This window comes from Lacunimicrobium album, from assembly GCF_052161635.1.
Classification (GTDB): Bacteria; Planctomycetota; Planctomycetia; order Planctomycetales; family Planctomycetaceae; genus SXPC01.
The window spans coordinates 5,389,590-5,416,456 of record NZ_CP197413.1 but is presented as its reverse complement, the minus strand read 5'-3'; the positions used below and the strand labels follow the sequence as shown (position 1 = coordinate 5,416,456).

Sequence of the window (26,867 nt, the reverse complement as noted above, 5' to 3'; positions counted from 1 at the left end):
GGGAGTTGATACTCCCCGCTCGCCTTTTTTAGGGGCGGCAGGTCTCAAAATACTCCGCGAGGGCCGTCATCAGCCGGTCCAGGTCGGCTTGTGAGGTGTAGAGGTGGCAGGAGATGCGGAGGTAGAGTTTGTCCTGCCAGCGCGGGAGGAGGCATTCGATCTGGTAGCGGTCCCAGAGGAAGACGCGGAGGGGGTGCAGGCCGGTTTGAGCGTCGGGGTTGGGGACGAAATCGGGCATGGGCAGGGTGATCATGCTGCCGTAGCGGTGCTGGCCTGACTGTTCGGGTTTGTGGGTTGGGATGGGGTCGATGCCGAGGGTGTAGTCGAGGCCAGTCAGCAGGCGGTACGACTGGCGGGCGGAGGCGACGAGACCCTGGGTGTAGTCGCGGAAGGTGTCGAGGCCGATGGTTTCGGTGATGAATTTGATTGCGGACGGGACGGCCAGAGCAGGGGCGGGGTTGCGGGTGCCGAGCCAGTGGTACTCGTCTTTCCAGGTCGGTGCATCTTCCCGCATGTTGCGGCCCCAGCTGATGATCGAAGGCTTCATGTGTTGCTGCTGGTTCGGAGTGACATAAAGAAAGCCACTGCCCAGGGGGGCGGACATCCATTTGTGCAGCGAAGCACAGTAATAGGTGCAGCCGATTTTATCGATATCGAGCGGGACCTGGACCGGGGCGTGAGGGCCGTCGATGCAGACGGGGATTTTCAGTTCGCGGGCACGCTGGCAGATTTTCTCGACGGGGAGAATGATGGCGGTCGCGGAGGAGACGTGGCTGACAACGAGCAGGCGTGTTTTCTTGGAAGCTGCCTGGAAAAGTGTCTCGACGATCTCTTCGTCGCTGCTTAGCGGATTCGGGAGTTTGCGGACGACGATGCTCGCGCCGACCTCTTTGCACTTCTGACGCCAAAGCCGCAGGACCGAGCCGTATTCGTGGTCGGTGAAGAGAACTTCGTCACCTTCTTTGAGGTAATGGGAGGCCGCAACCATGTTCATTGCGAAGGTGGCGTTGTCCGCGAAGACGAGGTTATCGCCGCTGGTGCCGACGAAATCGCCGAGGACTTGGCAGGCTTCGTCGAGGTAGTCCGGCAGGTTGCGGACGTAGAAATTCATCGGGTTGGAGGCGAGCAGGGACGTCCAGCGAGCCAGTTCTTCCTGCACGACGAGCGGCGTCGGTCCGAATGATCCGTGATTGAGGTAAGTGACCCCTTCAGCCAGATTCCAGTACTTGCGATACTTCGACACATCCTGGTCGACGCTACTCATGGGGTTTCGCCTGTCGTCTCCGGTCGGAGTTTCGTGAGACGCTCGTAAACTTTTCGGGCAGATTCCGGGCGAGACTCCGGGCTTTTCTGCATTAATTCCTGGATCAAAGTTCGCGCCTCATCCGACGACGCGTCTTTGCGCACCAGTCGTTCATCCGGAAAACGGAGATCGGATTCGAGGTGCATTTCCATGATACCGTACGGATTGCTCGTTTTGAACGGCGGGACACCGTAAAGCATCTCATAAATCACGCATCCAAGTGAGTACAAATCACTACTTGATGTTGCCTTGCTGCCGCGGATCTGTTCGGGGGACATGTACATGACGCTGCCGACGGTCATGCCGGAGACTGTCAGCGAGGCTTTGGTCGAATCGAGGGCCAGTCCGAAGTCGCCGAGCTTGATCTGATGGTCATTGGTCAGAAAGATGTTGGCGGGTTTGATATCGCGGTGGATGATGGCTTGTGTGTGCAGGTAATCGAGTGCACGGGCGATCTGGGCAGCGTATTGAAGGACGGTACTGCCGGGGAGCATGGAATGCTTCTGGAGGACATGCGACAGAGTCCCGCGTGGGATGTACTCCGTGACGATGTAGGCGCCGCGTTCGTCGATGCCGCAGTCGAGGTATTTGAGCAGGTGAGGGTGATTGATCTTCTGCAGGATCGCCATCTCGCGCATAAAGCGTCGGTCGAACTGCTCATCATGGGCGGCATGCTGTCGCAATGTCTTGATGGCGACGGTTTCGCCAGTGTCGGTGTTTTTGGCAACGAAGACGAACCCCGCACCGCCCCGACCGATCTGCTCGCCGAGTTCATAAGGTCCAAAACGCACGGGTTCCGGCGTTGCAGGAGTCGCGTTTGCCGCCTGCGATTGGTTATTCCGCCATCCGAACATGTTCAACTTCCGCGAGCGTCTGCGATATCGATCAATGATGTGATGAACCGCCTCCGCAAATGGCGATTCTCCGTCAACTCATTTTCATTTTAGGACAAGCACCTGCGATTTACGAGGCGAATTTTTTGCCGTCGACGTGAAACGGGACGCGTACAGAAGCAGCGTTGCGAGATGAGCCCCGGAGTGAGAGTGCCGCGTTGATGTTCAATTATCGTCGATTGACGGTCCGCACAGCGGAACTTACGGGGACTTGCCTTCGATGAGGACCGATTTGAGCTGGTCCATCTTGGTCTCGGTAAAGAGGACGTAGGGATATTCTCGGTAGCTGGCATAGACACGATTTTGCTCGACGCGTCGACGGCGCAGCGTCCAGCGTGACCAGTCTTCGTCGGTGATGCCGGTTTGAGAGCGCAGATCGTTTTTTAATTCGGACAGCTTTTGATGCCAGCCGGCTTTGCGTTGCTGCTTGCGATGGTAACACTCTTTCGAGGCACAGGACTGCTTAAGATTGAGCCCCGTTGGAACCGCGGGTTCGAGGGCTTTCAGGTGTTGCTCGAAGTCAGCGAGTGACTTATTGATTGACTGGGGTGAGGCAGAGGCGGTCACACTGTTGACGTTGTTCCATGGCTCGACGAGCTGGCCTTCGACGTCGAAGAAAGCGGCTGGATTCCACAGCCAGTCGCGGTGCCACTGGTCGATGTCGCAGCCGATATCGCCGCAGTCATTCTCGTACTGAGTCAGTGGAAGATAGGCGGTCGCGGTCACGACTTGATATCCGGGGACCGGCAGCTGCCAGAATTCGCGGATGATCTGATCGGTGATTTCGTCGTACTTGGCGCCGCCGATGCCGTGGATGAAGTAATCGCCGAGGAAAAGGCGAGAGAGCATTGTCGTGCTGACCGCGCGGGTGCGGATCTTCCAGCCTGACTGGTTGACCTTTTCCAACTCAGCGGCGAGCAGGGCATCGTCGACGAGGACCTCTTCGCTCATCGCGGTGTGGAAACGGCCTCGGTCGCTCAACAGGACCTGATTGCCTTCGTGTTTGACGAACAGAGCGCGACGGACGGGCAGGTCGACGTGCCAGATCCAGAAGGGGGTTTCGATCCACTCGCCATCGAGTTCGAGATCGCGGAACGGGACGTGAGATTGCGTGATCTTGTTGCGGAGACGGTATTCGCGGAGGGCGTCGTTGTGGATGCTTGCGAAGGTCTCTGCGTTTTTGAGCAGGTGAGTGAAGAAAGGACGGAACGAGCCGAGTTCGCAGAGGCGGCTCAACGGCACATCGAGCAACTGCAGGCCGCCAGCTTGTTCGAAGCGGCGGCGCAGGAAGGTCAGGACGTCGCGGAGATTGGGGTTCTTTTCGGCATATTCTCGAGTTGCGGGCCAGAGTTCGCAGAGGAGGAGTCCGTCGCGGGTCCCTGCGAACTGCTTGAGGACGTTGTCTTCGAACGCAGCGAAGGTCGTGGCGTCTTCGATGACGACATCTTCCCAGGGGACTTTCGAGCGGCCGTAGTCGAAGGAGATGAAGGCGTGTTTGAGCGTTTTGCCGTCGTGTTCTGCGGAATCATCGACGGGGACGACGATCGAGCGGGAGCGGATCGTGTCGTTGTCGACGACGATGTTGATCGCGATGCCGTCGGTCAATTTTGCGAGCTGACTGGCGATCACGTTTTTCGCCCAGACGCCCGGATGAGTCAGCTGAGGCTGGTGGCCACAGAGGACGAACGGAACATCGGTGCGAAGTTCGCCAGGGTGGATGGCAGGACCGGTCAGGTCGGTGGAATACGCGAGGGCAGCTGCAAGGAGTTCGCGTCGGGCGATGTTGCGGAGTTCGACGAACGGGACGCCCGCGACCAGCAGATTCGAGTCATCGTACATCGAGACCTGGCGGACGATCTGCTCGGCTGCGTCCGCATTGTTCGGAACGCAGACAACGCCCAGATCCACGCGCGGTGCCCGGATCGACAGAGTCGAGACGGGGTCAATCGTGGAAGCTGGGCTCGTCATGAAGGATTTTCAATGGTCGTCGTGCAAAGGGGACTGAAGGTCAAATTCAGCGACAGGAAACGGAATCCGCGAATCGGCTGCCATCTTCGATCGCGGTCAGTTCCTGCTGGATGACATCCTGATAATGCGCCATCCGGATCTGTGCGTCATCCAGGGAACCGCCGAATGAGCGTTTTTCGTCGAGATAAATGAGTGGAACCGGAAATTCCTGAATTGTCGTGCCCAAATGAGCCGCTTGAATCCAGAACTGCAGGGGCATCGCGTAGCCGAAGACCGTGATTTTGAAGCCTTTGAGTGCAGAAACTCGATAGGCTTTGAAACCGCAGAAGGTATCCGTCAGGCGGTAGCCGAGCAGCTGGTTTAATTGACGGGTGATCTGAACGTTGATTGCGCGACGTTGTTCCGGAGGGATGCTGTCGCCGTTGAAGGCTTTGAGATATCGGCTGCCGGAGATGATATCGATGTTTGGCTCATCGGGATTGTCATCGTTGGCGAACAGGGCCTGGGCCATTTCAGGGATCAGCGCAGGCTGGTGCTGCCCGTCGCAATCAATGGTGACGACGGCGTCGTACCCGTGCTCCATCGCGTAGGAAAATGCAGAGACGAGGGCGGCTCCGTAACCAGCGTTTTTCGCGTGGGTCAGGACTTTGATGCCGGGGATCGTTTTGAGAATCTCGCCGGTTCGGTCTTTGGAACCATCGTTGACGACGAGCACATCCTGCGCATATTTTTGCACCTGTGGGAGAACGTCCCGCAGGTGAGATTCTTCGTTATAGACCGGTAATGCCGTCAGGATGCGTTTCATAAGTCATCTCCGTCAGTCCCTCCCGGATGAATGGGAGAGTGTTTGCGCGACGTCCTATTCGCAATCCACTCGCAGCATCAGCCGCGAAACGAATAGTTGATTCTAGGGTGGGTCGGACCGAAAACAATGGCCTTACAGGTTCCGAAGGAGTTTCTCGCGGTTTCCCGCATACGGAGGGAATCCCAGCCGAATCATGATGAACTTCGAGCGAATCCCGGTTGAGCGGTTGTGAGCGTTCACCAAGTTCCTAAAATGATATTGTGCACGATGATCGCGGCACGGACGTGCCAATCCCCTTTTCCGGTCGCTCCTCGAACGACTCGTTGACGCAACTCACTTATAACCGACACCATCAGGAGACATCCCGTGGCTTACCAGCTCCCCGCACTTCCTTATGCCTACAACGCTCTTGAGCCTCACTTCGACGCCAAGACGATGGAAATCCACCACACCAAACACCATCAGACCTACATCAACAACGTCAACAAAGCCCTCGAAGGCAAGCCCGACCTCGAGAAGCTGAGCGTTGAAGACCTCGTCGCCGGCATCAACAACGTGCCAGAAGACATTAAAACTGTCGTCCGCAACAATGGCGGCGGCCACGCCAACCACGCCCTCTTCTGGACCGTCCTGGGACCAAACGCCGGCGGTGAACCAACCGGCGACCTTGGCAAAGCCATCACTGAAACCTTCGGCAGCTTTGCGACCTTCAAAGAAAAATTCGCTGCAGCCGCGACGACTCGCTTCGGCAGCGGCTGGGCCTGGCTGGTCGTCAAGGATGGCAAACTCGCCATCGAAAGCACTGCCAACCAGGATTCTCCCCTGATGGAAGGCAAGACCCCGATCCTCGGCCTCGACGTCTGGGAACACGCTTACTACCTCAACTACCAGAACCGACGCCCTGATTACATCACGGCGTTCTGGAACGTGGTCAACTGGGCGGAAGTGACCAAGCGATACGATGCTGCGAAGTAAGCTGGGTTTGACAGAATATTACAGAAGGCGAGTCACGATGGTGGCTCGCCTTTTTTTGTTCTGAACTCCAGGTTCCCGGGTGGTCCAGTCGTTCATGGCTGGATCGGCGAAGCCGACAAGAAGCGTCGCCATACGGAAACTGTTGTCGTTACGACGTCCACTCGAAATGAATGCGTATGGTGACGCATCTTGTGAGCGTTGCTCACCCAGCCATGAACGGCTGGGCCACCCCGTGCTCCCAGGGTTTCACCCTGGGCTGGTAGAACTCGTCCCTTCAGGACGGGGAAGAACCCACGCGTTCTGCATCCCATCTTGCCCCGGGTGCCACTGGCTGTGCCAGTGTCTTCGAATCATGTGGGATGATGAATTCGGTCTTGAGTGAATGTTCTTCGATCATCGTGGGTCTTTTCGAGAGTCGACGCACTTGGGCAAACCGCACTGGCACAGCCAGTGGCACCCGGCATTTTCTCAAGTAATCCCCGTCGGCAGTTCACAAACTTCCATTGACTGGATCAACCCGTCTTTGATCGTGAAGCGGTGGCCGACGTGGGTGTCGGCCAGGAGGGTGCCTTGCAGGTCGTGGACGATCTGGTGGACGTCGACCAGAATTGTTCCTGCCGGTTCGGGATGGAAAGTGGTTGGTTCGACGTGGGGGCTGATCTCGGACCACTGCTCGGACCAGTACGCTCGGACTTCGTCGTGGCCGCGGACAAAGCCTCCCTTGAACGCCCTCGGCCAGGCAACGTCGGTCGACATCGTAGCGAAGGCGGCGTCAAAGTCGCGGGCATTGAACCCGGCGTAGGCGGTTCGGAGGAGTTCGATGTCGGGGGAATGCTGAGGGTGCATGAAGGACCTCGATGATAGAGGGATGGCGGTCGAGCGAAGAATCAGGGACCGCGCCGCAGCGAGTATAGGTTGTCGACACGAGTCAGCCAATGACTGAAGGGAGCGTCACTTGGCACAGTCAGAGATGGCTTGGAATTTGAGGCGTTCATTCAGGCTGGTGATACTTTTCTGGCAAGAATGATCAGAAAGAACGCAACTACCAGGAGGGGGGATGACACCAGCATCAGTAACACACCGCCCAGTGCTGATGTGCCGCAGACAACAGCCGCCTCAGGAAGTTGTTCGAAACGAACGACGGTGCTCAAGTAGAGAACCATTCCCCACAGGAACAGCCCAATTGATGGGATGGCGAGGAGGAAGCCGAGTATTCTGAGAGCGATTCTTCCGATTGGGTTACTCATCGTCGCGTCATTCAGGAGTGTCATGCAATGGCAGATCTAGTCTCTGATCATAGTCGATTCGTAGTTCTGGGCGCTACAGATTCTCGCCGACGAAGTTATCAGGAAGCCCGACAAGTTTCCGTCAACAGGCTTCGATCATAGCGTATTGAACAAAGAGCTTGAGAAGCCAACAAATTTAACTATATTACAACATCTTTGTGTGCCAAAGATATTATATATCAATCGAAATCAATTTCGTTTGCTAGCCTGCGGATGTACTCATCTTGTTGCCGCTGTTGAATTTCTCTCGCAATTGCAGCTTCACGACGTCGAGTTATTCGTTTAGAGATCTCTGCATTGACAATCTCGACAACAAGTTTGAGTGTATCACGATGAATCTCCTTGACTTCTTCGATTGTTGTGCGAGTTAGAATTATTCGATCACCAACTACTTCAGCGATTCCAGGCCGATGCCTTGTTGTGAATCGAGGGGGATTGTCCCAAGTTTGTACAAACAAATTTGACCATTCGCTGGAAGGAGCGAAATTTAATTTAAATGGAATCGAGTAAAGTGCACTACCTCTTGTTCCATCATTTCGAGGCTTTCCAAGTTCATCAATAAGCACTCCCTCAACTCGAATCAAACTGTTCTCGGCACTATGATTTGCAATTTTCGGGCTTGGGATTGGCGGATGAGTTCGTCTTCGTGAATAAGCGGTATTTGTACCAATAGGTGGGGCCTTTTCTCGACAGTTGAGGAGTGTTGAAAGCAAATCATTATAGTTATCCATTGAATATGGATCACTAGTTAGATCAACCCAATACTTACCGTTAAGCCACAGGGGAATAGAGGTTTCCTTTGTACCAGTACGCAAAATCGGCAGAAACTTTCGTTGATTAGACTCCGTGAATAATTCGCCAGTCATGATGTTGCCCTCGTAACCAACTCCTCCTTGTCGTAAGTCAGATTTTTTCTTATAGTTTGGAGTGCACACGATTAATACAAAGCTGTTGAGTCGTATCGCGTTCTCCATGAAGTGAGGTAATTGGTCGCCTGGCACCACGTCCCACTGATCCAACGCGACGTCAATTCCATCACTGCGAAGCTGTGAAGCAAATTCTTTAATCCATTTTTTATGCTCATTATTGTCCCACGAATACGAGATAAAAACCTTTGGGGGCTGTAACTCAGAAGATGAGTTTGTCATCGTAGTGGGCCTTTCAATTAACCAACCAGCGTTATTCGCTCTGTGTCACATCTCCAAAAAGTTCCGCAACAGCTGTGTCCCGCTCTCGCACAGAAAACTCTCTGGGTGGAACTGTACGCCGTGGATGGGGTATTGCTGGTGTCTTAGGCCCATGACCTCCAACGCGTGGTCGGCGTCCTGGGTCCAGGCGGTGATTTTGAGGTGGGCGGGGACGGTGTTTTCGGGGACGACGAGGCTGTGGTAGCGGGTGGCGGTGAAAGGGTTGGGGAGGTCTTTGAAGACGCCCTGGCCGTCGTGGTAGATTTGGGAGGTCTTGCCGTGCATTAAGCGATCCGCGCGGACGACCTGGGCGCCGTAGACGTCAGCCATGCACTGGTGGCCTAAGCAGACGCCGAGGATGGGGATGGAGGGGCCGAAGCGGTCGATGATGTCTCGCGACAGCCCGGCTTCTTTGGGTGAGCAGGGGCCGGGGGAGATGACGATCTTCGAGGGCTTGAGAGCTGCGATCTCGTCGAGCGTGATCTGGTCGTTGCGTTCGACGCGGACCTCGATCGACGGGTCGATCTCGCCGAAACGCTGGACGAGGTTGAAGGTGAAGGAATCGTAGTTGTCGAGGAGGAAGAGCATGGAAGAGGGCTTAGGTATTGGGGGCTTGGGTATTGGGACTTAGGGCTTGGTCAGAACAGGGGAGCATTCACCACGAAGGCTCGAAGTCGGACATGCAGTGGCACAGACATTTCTGTCGGCGGCTGAGTTCGGGAGAATCAGGGGATTTGTAGGGTGCTGGTGAGGCTCCGCGAACCGCACCAATTGTGGCCTCGACCGTTTCAAAGGTGATGATGCCGCATTTGGTGCGGTTCGAAGACTCACCGGCACCCTACTCTTGCAGATAGGCTGGAGAATATCGTAGCAGAGAATAGCCGAGCGGGAATCTAAGCGGCTCGGTTTTTGTGGTCGGCTGGGTGGGTGATGAAGAGGCGTTTGGTGTTGGGGGCGGGTTTGGGAGCGGGGGGTGGGGTGATGGCCTGGGGTTGTTTTGGCTCTTCGAGGACGGCGGTTGCAGCGACTGGTTCCGGGGCGTGATAGGGAACGGGAGCTGGTGCAGGCTGGGCGACGGCGACCGACGCGGGCTTGGCAACAGCAGCTGGTAATGCGGCCGGGATCGGAGCGGGAGCAGGTTTTGGGGCGGCAGCTTTCGCGGTTGGGGCAGGGGCGTTGCCATATTTGTTGTTCTGGAAGCTGCTCTTTTCTTCGATGATTGAGGACGCGTCGAAGCGGGAGCCGAAGTAGATGCGCTGGGCGTCGGGATGGTTGAGGACGGTCTCGGCGTCACCGCTGCAGAGGACCTGGCCGGCGAAAATGACGTTGCTGCGGTCGCAGATCGTCAGGGTTTCCCGCTCGCGGTGGTCGGTCAGCAGGATAGAGATGCCACGGTCACGCAGGTCAGCGATGATGTCCTGGATGCCGTTGATGGTGACCGGGTCGATCCCGGTGAATGGTTCGTCGAGGAGGATCAATTGTGGGTTCGACGCCAGACAGCGGGCGATTTCCAGACGTCGACGTTCCCCGCCGGAGAGCGTGGAGGCGATCTGGTGGGACTTTTTATCGAGGCCGAATTGCCCGAGCAGGCTCATGGCCCGGTGCTTGCGTTCTTTGGACGACAGCGGCATGAACTCAAGAATCGCGATCAGATTCTGCACGACGGTCAGCTTCGTGAAGACCGATTCGTCCTGTGGCAGATAACCCATGCCGAGCCGCGAGCGTTTATACATCGGCCATTTTGTGACGTCCTGGCCATTGAGAATGACGCGACCTTCTGTCGGAGAAATCATGCCGCAGGCCATGCGGAAGGTGGTCGATTTGCCGGCGCCGTTGGGTCCGAGGAGGCCGACAATTTCCCCTTTTTCGACGTCGAAACTGACCCCGTTGACGGCTTTTTTGCCGGGATATTCTTTGACGAGATCAATACATTCGAGGATGGGCATCGTGGGCTCCTCCATGAGCGTCGGCGCGAAACTTCGAGGATGAGCAATCGTTGCCATCCTGTCCCTGTGTTGAGAGGTTGGGAGTCTATTCGATTTGCGGTTTCGGGCTCAATGGGAGATTGGGTGGGGAGAGTGGGGGGAATGAGGTGATGGTGAATTATGAATACATTGCAGCCTGACGTCGTTAATGCAAATGGAGGCGAGCTATTGCCTATAGCCCACCCTCATCCGTCGGCGAAGCGCCGCCACCTTCTCCCCTCAAGGGAGAAGGGACTTAATACAGATCCAGTCAAGAAAGAAGGGAGGAGAGCTTCCTTATCGAATTCGTTGCATGCGGGAGAAGTCGGGGTAAAAGGGGACGGTTACCATGGGATAGTCTTCGGTTTTGAGCTGATTGCCGTCGTAATACTTGTGGTTTTTCAGTGTGTACATTCCCTGTCCGTCTTTGCCGCCGAAGGGGATGGCGTGTGGCCAGTAGATGAAGAAGGCTTTGCCGGAGATGGCATGACGCGGGACGGTTTTATTTCGTGACCACTCGCGACCATCCAGGCTCATCGGGCTGTTATCGCCGAGCATGAAGAAGTGGTCGGGGCCGATCTCGGTTTCGAACTCGTCGTTCAGAGGAGCGAACTCGGAATAAAGTTCTCCCCAGACCTGCGGGTTGTTGAGGTTATTGCGCAAGTTTCGCAGCCAGGTGTTGCGCTGATTTCCGTTGTTGCTGTATTCGTCGTATTTGCTTTGGCCGCGGTAATAGATGTCCCGTTTGAGAACGAGATCAGAGACCGTCATCGCGACATTGCTGGCTGCGATTCCGACGGGCGAGAGGTCTGCTGCTTGTGGTCTCAGAGAGTCGGTTGGCTTGCGGTCGTAGCTGTTTTTGCCAGAGAAATCGACCAGATCGCCATTGACCCACAGACAGAGCCGGTTATCAACGTTCGCGAACTCGACGTGATACGTGCCCGGCCCGATCAGGTGTGAGCTGCCGGTCGCGATCTCTTCCCAGGCCGTGTTGCTCATGGACGAATTGATGACGCCAATGATGACTGCTCCCGTCAGCGGGTCGACATGAAAGCGGTAGCGATAAACGCCTTTGACGCATTCGAACACGATCAGGGCGTTTTCCTCGATCGTATCGATCTTCAACGTCGCATCGACGGTCAGATCGCCGACCCAGAAGATGCCGTCTTCGAGGTAATCGATGACGCGTGTGGAATCGGATTCAGCGTTGTAGCCACAGAAATCGGAGATCAGACGCGGCTGTGGATTGCGGACTGGTTGCTGGTTGATGACGTCGGCCCAGTTGTCGGGCATGGGGACGAAATTGCGGTAACGCAGCCATTGCTGTTTGGCTGCGGAGGCGAGCGTGTAAGTACGGTTTTCGCGATCCGCCTGCCAACCTTCAGGTGTCTCGTACCAGCCTGCGACATTGCGCGATCCCTTGGATGCAGGGTTGGGATCGACCGACGCCCAGCGTTCCGGCCAGCCTTGATTGAGCAGGTTTTTCGGCGGAAACGCATCATCGTAGACGGGAATCTGAATGTCTTTTTGCTTGAATGGATCCTCTTTGCGGAGGATTTCTCGCTGGCGAGTTTCGGGATCGATGCGGTAAAGGTCGCCGCGCTGGATATGAATGATTTCGTTGGGGAGTCCGACGAGTCGTTTGATGTAGTTCGTCTTGGGGCTCATCGGGTACTTGAAGACGACGACATCAAAACGATCCGGCGTTTCGAACTCATACGGGAACTTGTTGACAAGAATGCGATCGCCGTTGAAGACGGGGGCTTTGGCGGCGTCGTTGTGCTGGTAACGGCAGTTCGGGCAGATGGCCTGGTTGATGCGTTTGTTGGGGTTGTACAGCGTTTCTGTTTCCATCTCGCTGCTGGCGCCGAACGTGAAACGGTACTGGCATTCCGAGCAGACCATTTCTTTATTACGACCGTAAAGCGTCGGCGCCATCGACCCGGTGGGGATGATGAAGGCTTCTGCTTCGAATGTCCGGAAAACAAACGCCAGAATGAACGCGATCACGAGCGACTCGATCGTCTCCCGAACGCCATCTCCCTGATGCTTCTTTTTCTTTTTGGTCTGGGCCGCTGCCGGCGCAGATGTCGGAGCAGACTTCGCGAAAGGATTGGAAAAGTGCATGAGGTAGATCTATATCAAAGTTGATATGCGGCGGAGAAATTCTCCCCAGCCGCATGTATGGATTTTAAGTAGGGTGCTGGAGAGTCTTCGATCCGCACCAAAACGACGTTCATTCGCACAATTGGTGCGGTTCACTCTATTAATCTTACAGAGTATTAATCTTACAGAGTGCCTCACCAGCACCCTGCATTTCTCAGTGGAAAGAGTGATTCGCTGGCGGGGCTGCGATCTTGAATCTTAGTGGATCGACTTCATGCGGGGAATATCAGGCAGGCGGATCGTGAATTCCTTACCTGCGAATTTGATCACGCCCGGTCGACTCGGCAAGTGCAGGAAAAGAGGCTTGCCGATGAGGTAACTGGTGTGGATGGTGCCCGGTTTCCAGGTGCGGGAATCGAGCGAAATGGGGCTATTGTCGCCTGAGAGGAAGAGTTCATCCGGTTCGAGCTTCCAGGCTCGTTGCGGGGAATTCTGCTGCGTGCGCGAAGCCGTTTGATGTCGGTAATAGATGTCACGATAAACCTTCAGCGACGGAATCTCGATCTTTCCCCCCGCGACTGAGATCTCCATGTGGACGGAACCCGCATCGGGGTTCCCTGGTGATGAAGACCTCGAACGCTCGAATTCCGGGTCGTACGAAATAGCAGACACGACATCCTCATTGATGGCGAGCGTCGCCCGACCATCGACGAGCGCCAGTTCCAGACGCATGCGGCCGCTGACTGTAAACGTCTTCTCGGTCGAGGTCTGGCTGTCGACACGGACGGTCCCGGACTTCCTGGCGAGGTCAATCGTTATCGTGGTTGTGACCGCGGCGTTCTCCAGATGCAGTGTGACGAGACCCGTCGCTGGCGTCGGATCGATGGTCGTGGCCAGCGTCACGTCCTGAACCTCATATGGCTGGAGGTTGTATTCCTGGCGGTTGTACGAATAAGTGTCAGTGATGGGTGTGACGTGGGAGAGTCGAAAAAGTTCCTTGACGGCTGTCTCGAAAGCAGGATCGATCTGTTCTGCTTTCGCGGCGCTGATCATGTCATCGGCTGCCTTAAAAGGCAGGCTGCCTCGACACTTCAACGCTGTATTCTTCAGGTCGTAGGTCAGTGGTAAATGGTACGATTCCGCAGCGAGCAGTTTCTCCGGCCATGACGAGAGTGGCACGCTGGTGGTGGTCATCATCTGACGTCGCTGCCAGTTGCGAAAGGAGATCGTGGCCGGCGATGTCGGGCTCTCGGAGTGCAGCTTCCAGGTGTGGTTGTCTTCATCGAAGTCGGAAAGTTCTGGCGTTACGGTGACCCAGCGTCGGCGCCAGTCGGGATCTTCATCTGTGACGTCCAGAGACTGGTCGTCGACCAGGATCCGCGAAGCATGGTTGACATCGCGCGGCTTGCGGGCGAGTTCCCCGTCGATGTAGACATTCCCACCTTTGAGCTCGACGGTCTCTCCTGGCAGCCCAAGGACCCGCTTTACATAAGCCTGCGAAAAGTCCTCGGGGTGTCGAAAGACGACGACTTCAAACCGCCTGGGGGATCGCACCTCATAGGCATGCTTGTGAACGAGGATCTGATCTCCCTCGATGGGCTTGAGCTTCGTCACATCAATCGGGTAGGCCGTGCAGACGGGGCAGCGAGCGGCTTCGTTATCGGGAGAGCCGCTCTGAGTCACGCCCAACGAGAACAGGGTATTGCAGTTCGGGCAGACGATCCGCTTGTGATACCCCCAGAGCGTCGGCGCCATCGACCCGGTCGTGATCATGTAGCCTTCCGCAATGAAGCTGCGAAAGATGCAGACCGCAATCGCCAGAAACGCCAGCGTCTCGGTGAGCTGGCGAATGAGGGATTCGTTCGTGGGTTTCTTGGTACTCATGCTGTCAGAGTTCTGAAGGACGAACCAGTGTGGCACGGCCGTGTCGGCCGTGGATCTTTGCATGGGACGTCACTTGAACATTCGGCACGGCTGACACAGCCGTGGCACACAAACGACGGGTAATTACTTCATCTGCCCGCGTTTCCAGTCGATGATTTCCTGGAGCAGGTCTTTGCGGTTCAGAGTGGGTACTTTGTTGATCGTCCGTTTGAGTTTCGAGACATCAGGGACACGTCGTCGGACGTCTTCGAAGTCATCGCCGTAGGCGTCTTTGTACGGAACATACTTGATTGGAATATCGCCGCCGACGAGGCCGATGATTTCTTCAGCCAGCTGCTTGACCGAAACAGGCTGGTCGGCACCAATATTGAAGATCTGTCCGGACGCAGCCGGGGTATTCATCAGAGTGATGATGCAGTCGACGACTTCTCGAACGTGGGCAAAACAGCGTTCCTGACCGCCATCATCGTAGACCGTGATCGGCCCACCTTTGAGAGCGGCTTCGACGAAGCGCGGGATGACCATGCCGTAGTGGCCGACCTGTCTGGGGCCAACGACGTTGAAGAAACGGCCGATGACGACATCGAGCTTGCGCTTCTTGCTGTAGGCGAGAGCCAGGAACTCATCGATCGCTTTTGAGCAGCCATAGGCCCAGCGTGGACGGGAGGTCGGGCCGAACTGGAGGTCGTCTTCTTCGTTCCAGGTTTCCTTCGTGTACTTGCCATAAACCTCGCTGGTCGAGGCGAGGAAGAACTTCTGGCCGGCGGCCGTCGCATGACGGAGGAGGACTTCGGTCGGGTAGATATTCGTTTCGATCGTGCGGACCGGGTCGTCAGCGACGAGTTTCACGCCGACGGCTGCGGCCATGTGATAAATGACGTCGACGCCCTGGGTGACTTCCGTAAGCAGCACGGGGTCGGTGATGGAGCCGACCACGAGGCGGAAATTCGGGTTGTTTTTGACGTGATCAAGGTTGGGAGCCTGCCCGGTTGAGAGGTTATCGAGCGCGGTCACTTTGTCGCCGCGGGCGAGAAGGGCTTCAACGAGATGGCTGCCGATGAATCCGGCACCGCCTGTGACAAGGGCATGACCCATGGGGGTTGGCTTTCTGAAGGACGTGAATTCATAACGAAGTGAGCTCGTTTGCTGGTCATTTCACTGTAGCAAGTATCGAGACAAATGCCCAAGCGGAAAGGGGCAAAGCAGCCCTGTTGCCTACGGAATACGTTAGCTGTTCCGGATAGGCGGACGTTCAGTGGGAGAAGACTGGAACGCAGAGCTCGCCGAGGGGAGCAGAGACCGCGGAGCAGAAGTCCAGATTCAACGCAAAGTCGCGAAGACGCAACGAGAAGAGAAGATAAAGGCATGTCGAAATGAGAAAGGAAGATGAGTCACTCCTTTCTCGCCCTGTAACACACGTCTTCCTTCGCGTCTTGGCGGCTTTGCGTTGAATCTGGAAGTCTTCTCTGCGAGTTCTGCTCACCTCTGTTTCCTCTGCGTTCCAGTCCCTTTGCTCAGCCGGAATGTTCGGTGGAATTGACAGGATCGATACAGTCGCGCTAATCGGATTAAACAGAATAACCCTGACAACCGCTCCAATCGGTATCGCTGAAATCGGTTGGATTTTCCCCTAAGTGCTTTTCTTCTCAATGCTTGCGTATTTGGGTCGCATTTCGACAGGTGGTCCGGTTATAACGATGGTACGCATTCTGCCTATAACTCCTAACGTGACAGCAGTAACGGTTATCACGATCAAATCGATGAGAGCGGTTTTAACGAGAACCTGAGCTGCTCACTCAACCGAACACCTTACCGTCGGCGTTTGAACGCGTCTGATGGTTTTGAGATCACCACTTTCCTCGTGTGAGAGTGCGTGTGGCGACCTGAGAGACCGCCAGCCGTGGGACGCGAGCGTTGAAACAACGTCGAAATGACCGAGTGAAGATCAACGCGTCACACTGAAGCCCGTTTTTGAGAGAGCGGGCTTCGAGAGAACCTTCAGGGGGACGGAACTGACCCGACGGGGACAGTTCCGTCTTTCCAGAGGGCCCATTATTCACAGACTGAAACTGCGACCGAGCAAAACGATTCGAACGGCTTTGAGAGAGCCCGTTCGTTGACCCCTGTTCCTAATACAGCCGAAGCACAGATTCCGAAGCACTGGAGAACATCATGAGTAAGAGCATTCACTACGTCTGGGCCCTGGGCCGCGACCTCTGGACCGACACCCGCGGATTCATCATTTCTGCAGAACTGGTCATCCTCACCAGCCTGCTGGTCGTGGGCCTGATTGTCGGCCTGACCGCCTTGCAGCAAAGCGTCAACGCCGAGATGAACGACGTCGCGGGAGCGATCGGGTCACTGAATCAGTCCTATTTTTACCAGGGCATGCACGCCTACAAAGACTGTGGCTGTTACCTCAAGTCGGCAACGGCGGGATCGTGTTTCCGCGATCTCAAAGATGAGTGTGACGCTGATCAATGCGAGATCAATGGCGATCATTTCCACTGTGTCAACACGCCTGTGGCGACTGTAAACAATGCACATGTGAAAGATGACCACGTCACGACCGAGGTCCTTGTTCCGCGTACTCCAGAAACCGCCGTCATTCAGAAAGAAGAAAAGACGGACGTCCAAGTCGCTCCGGTTCCCGAGACGACAAATGTGATCGTTCCGATTCCTGAATCTCAGACGAATGTCGTCGTCCCACCGCTTCCACAAGCCGGCTGTAACGACTGCGTTCAACCGAACGTCCAACCACTGGCGACCTGCTGCGGTCAACATAGTCGATGTGGCTGTGGCAAAGCTTTGGGGTACGGCTGTCAAAATGGTTGTGGTCACGCCTACGGCTGGGGCGGAATTCAGAGCGAATTCCCTTACCCGGTCGCCCCGATGGGATCTCGTCCTGCTCCGAATGCCTGGGGTGGAGTGGAGCAATCCGGCGGGTTTGGCGGATACGGTGGTGGCTACTATCAGGGTGGATACGGCGGGCCAGGCCAGTTCCAGTCACTGGATCGCACGGGGTATTATCGCATCCTGTCTCCCTGACCTGTCGGAAATCGGGGTGATTGTCACGGTTCATTGGCAGGAACTGTTAAGGACCTGTAAAGCAGCCCCGACATGTTGACCTGGGTCCACGCAACGTTTCGTCCTGTCAACAAAATGTGCTTTGGAAGCCGCATCTACCGACCAGTTCGGGAGATGCGGCTTTTCTTTTGCGCGCTTCGCGTTGCATTTCGGCATCAAACTGGACCAAGTGGCATTGCCAGTGCATCGAGGATTCTCTCGACAGGCAACTGAACGAGTTCTCCAGCTCACCAGACTGCCAGAGTCAACGGGTCGCCAGGACGCTGGATGACCAGGAACGGGATCCCTGCAGTTTGCTCATTGGATTCTCTCTCTTATTCCTGACAGTACGTGTTGCGGTGTCGCTGCCATCAGGAATCAAAACATACACACCGTTCTCTCGGTCTCTCTCAAAAAAAGGTTCAAACACATGTTCACAGCTCTTCTCAACGACGAAGCCGGTTTCATCGTCTCTGCAGAACTCGTCCTGGTTGCAACTATCGTTGTTATCGGTCTGATCGTCGGCCTGAGCGAAATCCAACACGCTGTCGTTTCTGAACTCAACGACGTTGCCGATGCTATCGGATCACTCAACCAAAGCTACTTCTTCTCTGGTTTCTCTGCTGCTAAGTCTTTCGGTGCTGGCTTCAAGTCATACACCCGCGGTTCTATCTTCGCTGATCAAACCGACGACTGCGACAACAACCAATGTGCTCTGTCTTGCGACGCTCCAGTTGTTGAAGGTCCTAAGCTCTAATTTGAGCTGACCTCAGCTGCTAGCTGATGTTGATTTCAACAGGCGGTGATGGAGCCCTTAAAACGCTCGGTCACCGCCTTTCTTCTTTTCCAGGGACGCGATCCCCTGCGGACCTTTTATCATCAAGACAAGCTCAGACTCCAGAAAGTTTTCCACATGTTCTCTGCCCTGTTAAACGACGAAGCCGGTTTCATCGTCTCTGCAGAACTCGTCCTGGTTGCCACGATCGTCGTTATTGGCCTGATCGTTGGCCTGAGCGAGATTCAGCACACTGTTGTTTCTGAACTCAACGACGTCGCTGACGCTGTTGGTTCACTGAACCAAAGCTACTACTTCAGCGGATTCAACAAAGCCAAATCATTCGGTGCAGGCACTGCTGCTTACACCCGTGGTTCTATCTTCGTTGACCAGACTGATGACTGCGACAACAACCAATGTGCCCTGTCTTGCGACGCTCCCGTCGTCGAAGGCCCGAAGCTCTAATTGTTGTTGACGATTTGAATGGATTGCGAACATGGTGGGGTGGTTGTTGTTGTTGACCATCCCACCTTTTCCTTGCGAAGAGTTGTGTCGACTGCCGCGTTCATACTCACGGGGAATTCCCATGGCGATTGTGTTTCTGGGACTGCTGGCATTGTGGCTGATCCGGGTTTCGGAAGGGGTGATGATCCTTGGTGTCGTCCTGATTCTGATGGCCGGCCTGCAGGGGATTTTTCAGCTCAGCGTGATAAATCTGGTCAACCAGTTGGATGTCTTGAAAAACTATTGATGTCGGATGTGGCGTCAATGATGCTGTCAAGGCGCGCGGCCGGCAACGTAAAGGCTGCTTGACAGGCGGATGGCTCTCCTTTTTGCTGAATTTCTCGATTTCGCGACTCTGCTCATTCTGTCGCAAAGCTATTGACATCGAGAACTTGCGCGGACTCCTATTTAACGCAATCTGCTTCCTTCCTCACGACTGGCGGGCACGGCGGTATCGCGTGTGCCTTAACAAAGTGTTGTGAGTTCATCCGCTTCAGCCGGCGGAGTGTGTGGTGAGCTTTGCTAGTCGCTGCCTGCCCGATAGATGGCAGGCGCGGTCTCTCTCTGCACGCACGCATGTTTTTGCATGCACAAGGAAAATCAAATGTTCAAAGATCTCTACCTCGATCAGAGCGGATTCATCGTCTCCGCAGAACTGGTCCTTATTGCGACTCTGCTGGTCGTCGGACTCGTCGTCGGACTGAGTGAAATTCAGCACGCCGTCGTCGCTGAACTCAACGATGTCGCCGATGCGGTTGGAACTCTCAATCAGTCGTTCCTGTACTCAGGGTTCTCCGCCAAGAAGGGGAACGGCCAAGTCAAGTCGTATGCCCGCGGCTCGGTTTTCTGGGACGAACAGGATGAATGTGATAACAACCAGTGCGGCATCACCTGTGACGCACCGGTTTACGAAGGCGCCAAGCACTAATCTCGTAGGGTCCGCTGTGCGGACCGTAATACGTGTTGTCACGAATAAGAAGATGGAACTTCTCAGAAACGTTCCAAAGCTGGTCAGGTAATGAATGTCGATTGATGGTCCGCACAGCGGACCCTACAGATCGCATACGATTGCTTGATGGTCCATTTTCAGACACAGGCCTGATTCGTCAGGACTGTGTCTGTTTTTGCGCGTGGGGACCTCTATAATCGTGGTATGACCACCGGAATTCCCAGTATCGAAGTCACTCTGACGGACGACGTGATCGATTCACAGCGTCTCGTCGACGCAGTGACGTCGAAAGATTCGGGAGCGATTGTCCTCTTCCTGGGAAATGTCCGTGAGATGACGACCGGACGTCAAACCCTTTGGCTGGAGTACGACGGCCACCGCGAACTTGCTCAAGCGGAACTCGAACGACTCGCGGAAGCGGCGATGTCTGATTTTGGCGTCAACCACATTGCGATCATTCACCGCCTCGGCAGACTCGAACTTGCTGAGACGGCTGTCGCGATCTGTGTTGCCAGTGGGCATCGCAAAGAAGCGTTCGCGGCCTGCAGCTGGCTGATGGACCGCATCAAAGAAACGGTCCCGATCTGGAAGAAAGAAAACTGGGCCGACGGCTCCACCGAATGGGTTCATCCGTCCGTTGAGGGAGTCCGCTCATGATCCGCGATCTCCCGCTCGTCGATACCTTCGGTCGAGTCCACGACAACCTGCGGATCAGCGTGACCGACCGCTGCAACATTCGCTGCTTTTACTGCATGCCCGCGGAGAATGTCACGTTTCTCCCCAAGCCTCAATTGCTCACGTTCGAAGAGATCACGCGGTTCGTCAAAATCGCTGTTTCATTGGGCGTCAAAAAGATTCGTCTGACTGGCGGCGAACCTCTTGTCCGCCAGAACCTCGAAGTACTCGTCGAACAATTGCGCGAGATTGATGGTATCGAAGACATCGGCCTGACGACCAACGGCATCCTACTCGCCGACCAGGCCGAGCGACTTTATCAAGCTGGTTTGCGGCGGCTGAACGTCAGCCTGGATGCCCTCGATCCCGTGAAGTTCAAGCAGATCACGCGACGAGAAGGGTTTGAAAAAGTCATGGCGAGTCTGAAGACGGCGCGCGACGTCGGGTTCGAGAAAATCAAGATCAATGCCGTCAGTATTCGCGGCATGACCGAATCGGAGATCATCCCCTTCGGTCATCTGGCGCGCGAAACGGGCATGGAGATCCGATTCATCGAGTTCATGCCTCTCGATGCCGAGCGTGCCTGGGAACGCGACAAGGTTCTTTTTGCGTCCGAGATCATCGACGAACTGGCCCGTGAGTTCGGCCCGCTTCTGCCTGTCGGCGAATACGATCCCCATGCCCCCGCCAGCGAGTATCAGTTCGCCGATGGCGTGGGACGGATTGGGTTCATCGCGTCGGTCTCACAGCCGTTTTGCGGGAGTTGTAATCGCTTCCGTCTGACCGCTGACGGCAAGATCCGCAACTGCCTGTTTTCCCTCGAAGAAACGGACATCAAGTCCCTCCTGCGAGGAAACGCCAGCGAAGACGAAATCCGTATGGCCATCCGTCAGTCGATCTGGGACAAAAAAGAAGGCCACGAAATCAACGCCGCCAAATTCATCCGCCCCGACCGAGCAATGCACTCCATCGGCGGGTGATTTTTGATCTGCATTTGGAGATTCACCACAAAGGCACCAAGAACACAAAGACTCACGAAGAAATGACAGGAGACGAGCATCCTGTGATTTCACATCTGACTCAGATCATTCTGATTTCTTCTTTGTGAACCTTTGAGTACTTTGAGCCTTTGTGGTGAAATGTTTTCTTTCAGGTTTTCCAACTGATTCTTAGAAACCGGTGTCCCTGTTGACTCCCCTCTACCTCGACCACGCCGCCACGAGCTGGCCCAAACCCGAAGCGGTCTACCAGTCCGTTGACTCCTATTCCCGCGAGATCGGCGGCTCCTACGGTCGTGGCGGTTACCGACGTGCCCAGGACACGGCCCGACTCGTCGACCAGTCCCGCAACTCCCTCGCCAGACTCCTCGGCGTCACCAAACCCCAGCAACTTGCCTTCACTTACAGCTGCACCGACAGCCTGAACTTCATCTTCCAGGGCCTGCTTCGCCCGGGCGATCACGTCATCGCGACAGTCTTCGAACACAACTCCGTCCTGCGTCCCCTCTCGCAGTTACACGAACTCGGCGCGATCTCATTCACGCTGGTCGAGCCTGATGAAAACGGCCGCATCACCCCCGCCGCCATCGACGCTGCGATCACGGAAGAAACTCGCCTCGCCTGTGTCACCCATGCCTCCAACGTCACCGGCATTCTGCAGGATGTTAAAGCCATCGGCGACCTCTGTCAGGAGCGGGATATCTTCTTCCTCATCGACGCGGCCCAGACGGCAGGGCATGTGCCGCTGTTTCTGTCGTCGATGGCGGTCGACTTCGTCGCGATGTCGGGTCACAAAGGCCTGCTCGGCCCTCTTGGCACTGGCCTGCTTTACGTCCGCGAAGAGATGGAACAACACGTCCTTCCTTACCGCCTCGGCGGCACCGGCACCAACTCAGAAGACCTGCTGGCCCCCGATGAGATGCCCGCCCGCTTCGAATCCGGCAGCCTCAACGTCCCCGGCATCGTCGGCCTGGGGGCTGCCGCTGAGTTTCTGCTGAAGGAAGGTGTAGAAGCCGTCCAGTCCAAAACGGCGAAACTGACGCAACTCGCCATCGACCGCCTCCTCGAAATCGAAGGCCTGTCTCTCGCCTATCCCGACGTCCCCGCCACCGAACGGGTCGGCGTCCTCAGCCTGATCGTCGAAGGCTTTGAACCGGACATCCTCGCGACCATCCTCGACGATTCCTTCAGCATCCAAGTCCGAGCCGGTCTGCACTGCGCCCCGAAGGCCCACGAATTCGTCGGCACCCTCGCGACGGGGGGGATGTTACGAGTCAGCTTCGGAAATACGACGACGGAAGAGGATGTGGTGCGGTTTGTGGATGCGATGAAGAGGATTGTGACATCAGCTTAAGTTCCAGCTGATTCATAAGGCTTCAATTATTCATTCACCAATGTCAAAACAGGTAGAAAGTCCATGCAAACTGATCTTCTCCAAGCTGTGATTAATCACTCAAACAAAACCAAAGACACCTCCCGTTACGCACCGGTCACTTCTCATTTGATCGAGCAGACTGAGACGGAGCTGGGATTTGGATTGCCTCCCTTTTTGAAGACATGCCTGACTCAGTTTCGCAATGGGGGGTTCGGGCCTGGGTATGGGGTGATTGGAATTGGAGCGGGTGGTTCTCAATCGGACTTCGGCGATCTGGTCTCCACCTACCGAGTCTATGAGAACGATCCCGAATTGAAGTGGGATAAGGGGATGTTGCCGTTCTGTGAATTCGGCTCTGCAATGTTCGCATGCGTCGATTGCCTGGACCCCGAGTACGCGATTTACACATGCGAAGAAGCGGAATGCTTCCCTCAGCGCCGCGGTCTGGAAGATTTCTTTCGTCAGTGGATTGAAGGCGTTCCAGGACTCAGCTCTGATCACGTTGAGCAAGTCTCACAGGAAATCGTCAACCCGTTCAATGGGCAGAAGACGACTATCTTCGGGCGAAAGAAAAAGGAGAGCTGAGGGAGACTGGAAATTGGCGATGACTGCAATTCCACCAGACGATTTCAACTCGTATTTGCAGTTGTGCCGGTGAATGGAAATATCATGCGGTTTGATGATTTATCAATTATGATTCGTCTCCACCGCGAATCCGCTTCAACTTCTCTGACAGTTCCAGCACGATCTCCGGCCGCTCGGTCCACAGGTTGACCGTTTCTGCGGGATCTTCTTTGAGATTGTAGAGCTGGCCGGTTGCTTCTCCTGGTTTGGGTTCAACTCGCTTGGGAGCTGTGAATCCTCCTGATCCTAAGCCGGCGATCAGCTTCCAGTCGCCGTGGCGGATGGCGAACATGCCGTCGATGGAATGATGTATCGTTGTGTCGCGGACAGGACCTTCTGCGGTTCCGTTCAAGACTGTCAGCAGGCTCACGCTGTCTCTTGGCGTTGCAACATCATTGAGACCAGCGACTTTCGCCAGCGTGGCATAAAGGTCTGTCAGGCAGACGGTCTGGTCGGAACTTGAATTCGCGGCGATCACGCCTGGCCATTTCGCGATGAGGGGGATGCGGTGTCCGCCTTCGTGGATATCTGCTTTCTGCCCGCGTCTTCCGTTGGCACCGTCGTGATCATATTGCTTGATATCCACCGGTCTCCAGTATGCGCCATTATCGCTGGTGACGATAACGAGTGTGTTTTCCTCGAGGCCGATTTGTTTGAGACGTCCGAGGATTTGGCCGATCGCGTCGTCGGTCATTGCGACGAAATCACCATAGGGGCCTGCTTTTGACTTTCCTTCCCATTCGGGAGTTGCCAGCCAGGGAGTGTGAGGGGAGGTCAAAGGGACGTAGAGAAAGAACGGCTGGTCTTTCGACTGTCGATCCAGATAAGCCAGCGATTCGCGAGTCAGCTCTGGGAGAACATTGATGTGCGTGAAGCCTTCTGCAAGCGTTCCTTCGCGCCAGTAGCCTTCGCCACCATCACGCTTCGCCTTGCTGCCGTTGATCGTCGAGTTCAAGGGGGCGGTCAGGCGTTCATTGCGAATGAACACATACGGGGGCATGTCGAGCGAGGCGGCAATGCCGAAGAATTCCTGGAAGCCAACGCTGTTCGGGCCAGGGGTCAATGCTTTCTCAAAAGTGGTCTGAGCCTTGGGTCGGGATTCGTCGTAGGCCTGAAGCCCCAGATGCCATTTCCCGATACAGGCCGTTCGGTAGCCAGCTTTCTGCAGGATTTGGGCAATCGTTGTCCTTTCAGGTTCAATGAGCAGGCGGTCATAGCCATTGAGGACACCCTTCTTCAAGCGAGACCGCCACGCATAGGTGCCTGTCAGCAGTGCATAACGAGTGGGAGTACAGACCGACGACGGCGAATGCGCATCCGTGAACCGCATCCCCTCTCGCGCCAGCTGATCAAGATGCGGGGTCGGGATTTTCGAGTTCGGGTTGTAGCAGCCCACGTCCCCCTGTCCCAGATCGTCCGCAAGAATCAGCACGATGTTCGGCGGGGCAGCATCGGCGGAGATTGGTCTCAGAGCGAGGATTGCAATGAGGAGAACCGCAAACTGGATGGCCTGGAGCATGGCGTGTCCTGCGAGTCGTGGAATGAGCGTGTTCCCTACGGCTTATTCAACATCTGCGTCGCGTTGTTGAGAAGCTCGGGGTGGATGTACGGGATATCGAGCTTGAAGGTCGTTCGTCCCGGGTGGCTGAAGACGTTGATTTCGCCGTCGTGTTCGCGGAAGATTTTTTTGCTGACGGCGAGCCCCAGACCAGTGCCGCTGGTCCCTTTGGTCGATTCGAAGATGTTGAAGAGCTTGGTTTTCATCTCCTCAGGGATACCGGGACCGTTGTCTGTGACCTCGGCGACGAGGCGGTTGCGTGGCAGGTCGTAGGACGTTGTCACGATGACTTTGCCGTTCTCGACTTCACGAGCCGCATCGATGGCATTGGTGACGATGTTCAAGACGGCCTGGTGAATGCCTTCGCTGTCGAAGACCGATTCGGGCAGGTTGTTGGCGGGGTTGAATTCGAGTTGAACGTCGAACTCCTGGGCGCGTGTATTCATCAGTTCGATGACGTCGCCGATGATGGTGTTCCAGTTGCCGGGGGTCAGTTGTGGTTGACGCTCTTTGCTGAAGGTGAGCATGTCGAGGACGAGGTGATAGATGCGATCCTGGTTTTTCTCGACGATCTTCCAGCCTTGGACGATCAGATTCTGATCTTCCTGAGCGAGGCCACGGTCGATGAGGTAACTCCCGCCACGGACTCCCTGCAGGATGTTCTTGATGTGGTGACTGAGCGTTGCGATGGTCTGGCCGATGGCAGCCAGTCGTTCTGCCTGGACGAGGGATCCCTGGAAGCGGTGATTCTCGATCGCGAGCGCGACTTGTCGGCCGATCGCCAGAAGTACGCGAAGCTGTTCATCACGGAACCGGCCGAGGTTGCTGTCATCGATGCGGATGTGACTGGCCTGGCTGGTGATGTCGACATAGATGATGCCACTCAGTCCCGAGCGTCCGATGATCGGCACACACAGGGCTTCCGAGATCCCTGCTTGCAGGATCGAGTTGCCGGTTTCAAATCGCTGATCGTGACGAGCATCGGTTGTCCGGACCCCTTGTCTGGTGCGAATGACATAATCGATGATCGTCCGAGAGAGAGGCATCTGCGAGGCATCATGCCCGCCGCCGCGGTCGCTGAAGACCGATGGTTTGACTTCTTCGGACCCCGGATCGCCAATCAGAATGCAGCCACGATCGCCTGCGATGACCTGCAGGATCTTATCGAGAATCCGCTGCAGTAGTTGTTGCAACGACAAGGATGACTGGACGGAGGCTTCGGAGATTTCGTAGAGCAGTTGCAGGTTGAGCAGGGAATCGGGGGAGGTCGGGAGAGGTTCGCCGAGCCCTTTGCCGATGTGGATCTTGATATCGCGACGGGGACTGACCTGCGAGACGATCTGTGATTCGTCGCCTGTTTCCAGCGACATGAATTTGACGCGTTCGGATGCCTGGGAGATCGTGTCGTCGACACTCTTCGACTGGAACACGAGGACGCTGCGTCCGACTTGAACCTGGTCGCCATTTTCCAGGCGGGCTGTCTTCACGGGCTTATTATTGACGAACGTTCCGTTGGCTGAGGCGTTGTCGGTGATCGTCCAGTGGCCGGCTTCGAACTTCATCGTCGCATGGGCGCGGGAGACTTCGGTATCGAGCACGCGGATGGCGTTTTGAATGCCACGACCGATGCCGACGGAGTCTGATTCGATGACGAATCTCAGACCCTGATCGACGCCATGAATGACGAGCATCGTCGCCTTGGGCACGGTCGGTTGCTCCTGGCGGGTATCAGCCTGTTGGATGATGACCCTATTGGCATGAAGTCAGTATGGGCACGAAAACAGTGGTGGGACGGATAGCCGCTGCTCTCCGGAGGGGGGATCGCGACTCGTCGTGTGCAACCGCTGGAACATGGAAAGCTGATTGTCTGGTCAGCCGTCAACGATCAACTCCACCTGGCGCGATCGACGCTTGTCGCAGATCTCAGCATACTTGCGACGTTTACTTTCGACAAATCATATCCCACCCGGAA

24 protein-coding genes are annotated in these 26,867 nt (G+C 55.8%); 10 read left to right on the top strand and 14 right to left on the bottom strand.

Going from position 1 to position 26,867, the window contains the following annotated elements:
• Window positions 1-28: 28 nt before the first annotated feature.
• The 4 genes from SH248x_RS21810 to SH248x_RS21795 all read right to left on the bottom strand — a co-directional run bounded on the left by SH248x_RS21810 (window position 29) and on the right by SH248x_RS21795 (window position 4,969).
• A complete protein-coding gene (locus SH248x_RS21810) occupies window positions 29-1,264 on the bottom strand; it encodes an aminotransferase class V-fold PLP-dependent enzyme (protein WP_459556446.1) in 1,236 nt (411 codons plus the stop codon).
• A complete protein-coding gene (locus SH248x_RS21805; protein ID WP_459556445.1) occupies window positions 1,261-2,157 on the bottom strand; it encodes a serine/threonine protein kinase in 897 nt (298 codons plus the stop codon). The genes SH248x_RS21810 and SH248x_RS21805 overlap by 4 nt, the downstream gene beginning before the upstream one ends.
• A 240-nt stretch (window positions 2,158-2,397) precedes the next feature.
• Complete coding sequence (locus tag SH248x_RS21800) at window positions 2,398-4,164, bottom strand: hypothetical protein (protein WP_459556444.1); 1,767 nt, start codon at window positions 4,162-4,164, stop codon at window positions 2,398-2,400.
• A 46-nt stretch (window positions 4,165-4,210) separates the two neighbouring features.
• A complete protein-coding gene (locus SH248x_RS21795; RefSeq protein ID WP_459556443.1) occupies window positions 4,211-4,969 on the bottom strand; it encodes a glycosyltransferase family 2 protein in 759 nt (252 codons plus the stop codon).
• A gap of 366 nt (window positions 4,970-5,335) precedes the next feature.
• Between SH248x_RS21795 and SH248x_RS21790 the strand changes: the two genes are divergently transcribed.
• Window positions 5,336-5,944 carry a superoxide dismutase gene (locus SH248x_RS21790; RefSeq protein ID WP_459556442.1) on the top strand — a complete coding sequence of 203 codons (609 nt, stop codon included), beginning with the start codon at window positions 5,336-5,338 and terminating at the stop codon, window positions 5,942-5,944.
• Window positions 5,945-6,412: 468 nt separating this feature from the next.
• Here the strand turns inward: SH248x_RS21790 and SH248x_RS21785 are convergent, their stop codons facing one another.
• From SH248x_RS21785 to SH248x_RS21750, 8 genes are all read right to left on the bottom strand, one after another.
• The gene (locus SH248x_RS21785) at window positions 6,413-6,790 is read right to left on the bottom strand and encodes a nuclear transport factor 2 family protein (protein WP_459556441.1); all 378 of its coding nucleotides are present in this window, start codon (window positions 6,788-6,790) and stop codon (window positions 6,413-6,415) included.
• Between the two features lie 149 nt (window positions 6,791-6,939).
• Window positions 6,940-7,191 (bottom strand): hypothetical protein, encoded by a 252-nt coding sequence (locus SH248x_RS21780; protein ID WP_459556440.1) that lies wholly within the window; start codon window positions 7,189-7,191, stop codon window positions 6,940-6,942.
• Window positions 7,192-7,409: 218 nt separating this feature from the next.
• Window positions 7,410-8,378 carry a TIR domain-containing protein gene (locus tag SH248x_RS21775; protein ID WP_459556439.1) on the bottom strand — a complete coding sequence of 323 codons (969 nt, stop codon included), beginning with the start codon at window positions 8,376-8,378 and terminating at the stop codon, window positions 7,410-7,412.
• Window positions 8,379-8,423: 45 nt separating this feature from the next.
• Window positions 8,424-9,005, bottom strand: a complete 582-nt coding sequence (locus tag SH248x_RS21770) for an anthranilate synthase component II (RefSeq protein WP_459556438.1) — start codon at window positions 9,003-9,005, stop codon at window positions 8,424-8,426.
• 305 nt (window positions 9,006-9,310) lie between these two features.
• Entirely contained in the window at window positions 9,311-10,363 is a 1,053-nt protein-coding gene (gene lptB, locus SH248x_RS21765) for an LPS export ABC transporter ATP-binding protein (protein WP_459556437.1), read from the bottom strand.
• A 315-nt stretch (window positions 10,364-10,678) separates the two neighbouring features.
• Window positions 10,679-12,508 carry a signal peptidase I gene (gene lepB, locus SH248x_RS21760; RefSeq protein WP_459556436.1) on the bottom strand — a complete coding sequence of 610 codons (1,830 nt, stop codon included), beginning with the start codon at window positions 12,506-12,508 and terminating at the stop codon, window positions 10,679-10,681.
• A 237-nt stretch (window positions 12,509-12,745) separates the two neighbouring features.
• Window positions 12,746-14,371, bottom strand: coding sequence for a signal peptidase I (gene lepB, locus SH248x_RS21755; RefSeq protein WP_459556435.1), 1,626 nt, complete (start codon window positions 14,369-14,371; stop codon window positions 12,746-12,748).
• Window positions 14,372-14,494: 123 nt separating this feature from the next.
• Window positions 14,495-15,466 carry an NAD-dependent epimerase/dehydratase family protein gene (locus SH248x_RS21750; RefSeq protein ID WP_459556434.1) on the bottom strand — a complete coding sequence of 324 codons (972 nt, stop codon included), beginning with the start codon at window positions 15,464-15,466 and terminating at the stop codon, window positions 14,495-14,497.
• A 1,077-nt stretch (window positions 15,467-16,543) separates the two neighbouring features.
• On the opposite strand from SH248x_RS21750, the gene SH248x_RS21745 reads away from it, so the two are divergent.
• The 9 genes from SH248x_RS21745 to SH248x_RS21705 all read left to right on the top strand — a co-directional run bounded on the left by SH248x_RS21745 (window position 16,544) and on the right by SH248x_RS21705 (window position 23,298).
• Window positions 16,544-17,419, top strand: a complete 876-nt coding sequence (locus tag SH248x_RS21745) for a hypothetical protein (RefSeq protein WP_459556433.1) — start codon at window positions 16,544-16,546, stop codon at window positions 17,417-17,419.
• A 448-nt stretch (window positions 17,420-17,867) separates the two neighbouring features.
• Window positions 17,868-18,194: a hypothetical protein gene (locus SH248x_RS21740; protein WP_459556432.1), complete on the top strand. Its 327-nt coding sequence runs from the start codon at window positions 17,868-17,870 to the stop codon at window positions 18,192-18,194.
• 156 nt (window positions 18,195-18,350) lie between these two features.
• Window positions 18,351-18,677 carry a hypothetical protein gene (locus SH248x_RS21735; protein ID WP_459556431.1) on the top strand — a complete coding sequence of 109 codons (327 nt, stop codon included), beginning with the start codon at window positions 18,351-18,353 and terminating at the stop codon, window positions 18,675-18,677.
• A 121-nt stretch (window positions 18,678-18,798) separates the two neighbouring features.
• A complete protein-coding gene (locus SH248x_RS21730; protein WP_459556430.1) occupies window positions 18,799-18,963 on the top strand; it encodes a hypothetical protein in 165 nt (54 codons plus the stop codon).
• A 357-nt stretch (window positions 18,964-19,320) separates the two neighbouring features.
• Window positions 19,321-19,644 carry a hypothetical protein gene (locus SH248x_RS21725; protein ID WP_459556429.1) on the top strand — a complete coding sequence of 108 codons (324 nt, stop codon included), beginning with the start codon at window positions 19,321-19,323 and terminating at the stop codon, window positions 19,642-19,644.
• 225 nt (window positions 19,645-19,869) lie between these two features.
• Window positions 19,870-20,322, top strand: coding sequence for a molybdenum cofactor biosynthesis protein MoaE (locus SH248x_RS21720; RefSeq protein ID WP_459556428.1), 453 nt, complete (start codon window positions 19,870-19,872; stop codon window positions 20,320-20,322).
• Window positions 20,319-21,320, top strand: a complete 1,002-nt coding sequence (moaA, locus tag SH248x_RS21715) for a GTP 3',8-cyclase MoaA (RefSeq protein ID WP_459556427.1) — start codon at window positions 20,319-20,321, stop codon at window positions 21,318-21,320. Before SH248x_RS21720 ends, moaA begins: the two co-directional genes overlap by 4 nt.
• Before the next feature lie 199 nt (window positions 21,321-21,519).
• Window positions 21,520-22,692, top strand: coding sequence for an aminotransferase class V-fold PLP-dependent enzyme (locus SH248x_RS21710; protein WP_459556426.1), 1,173 nt, complete (start codon window positions 21,520-21,522; stop codon window positions 22,690-22,692).
• Between the two features lie 63 nt (window positions 22,693-22,755).
• A complete protein-coding gene (locus SH248x_RS21705; protein ID WP_459556425.1) occupies window positions 22,756-23,298 on the top strand; it encodes an SMI1/KNR4 family protein in 543 nt (180 codons plus the stop codon).
• Between the two features lie 106 nt (window positions 23,299-23,404).
• Here the strand turns inward: SH248x_RS21705 and SH248x_RS21700 are convergent, their stop codons facing one another.
• Window positions 23,405-24,856 (bottom strand): sulfatase family protein, encoded by a 1,452-nt coding sequence (locus SH248x_RS21700; RefSeq protein WP_459556424.1) that lies wholly within the window; start codon window positions 24,854-24,856, stop codon window positions 23,405-23,407.
• A gap of 35 nt (window positions 24,857-24,891) precedes the next feature.
• Window positions 24,892-26,601, bottom strand: coding sequence for an ATP-binding protein (locus SH248x_RS21695; RefSeq protein ID WP_459556423.1), 1,710 nt, complete (start codon window positions 26,599-26,601; stop codon window positions 24,892-24,894).
• Window positions 26,602-26,867 lie beyond the last annotated feature (266 nt).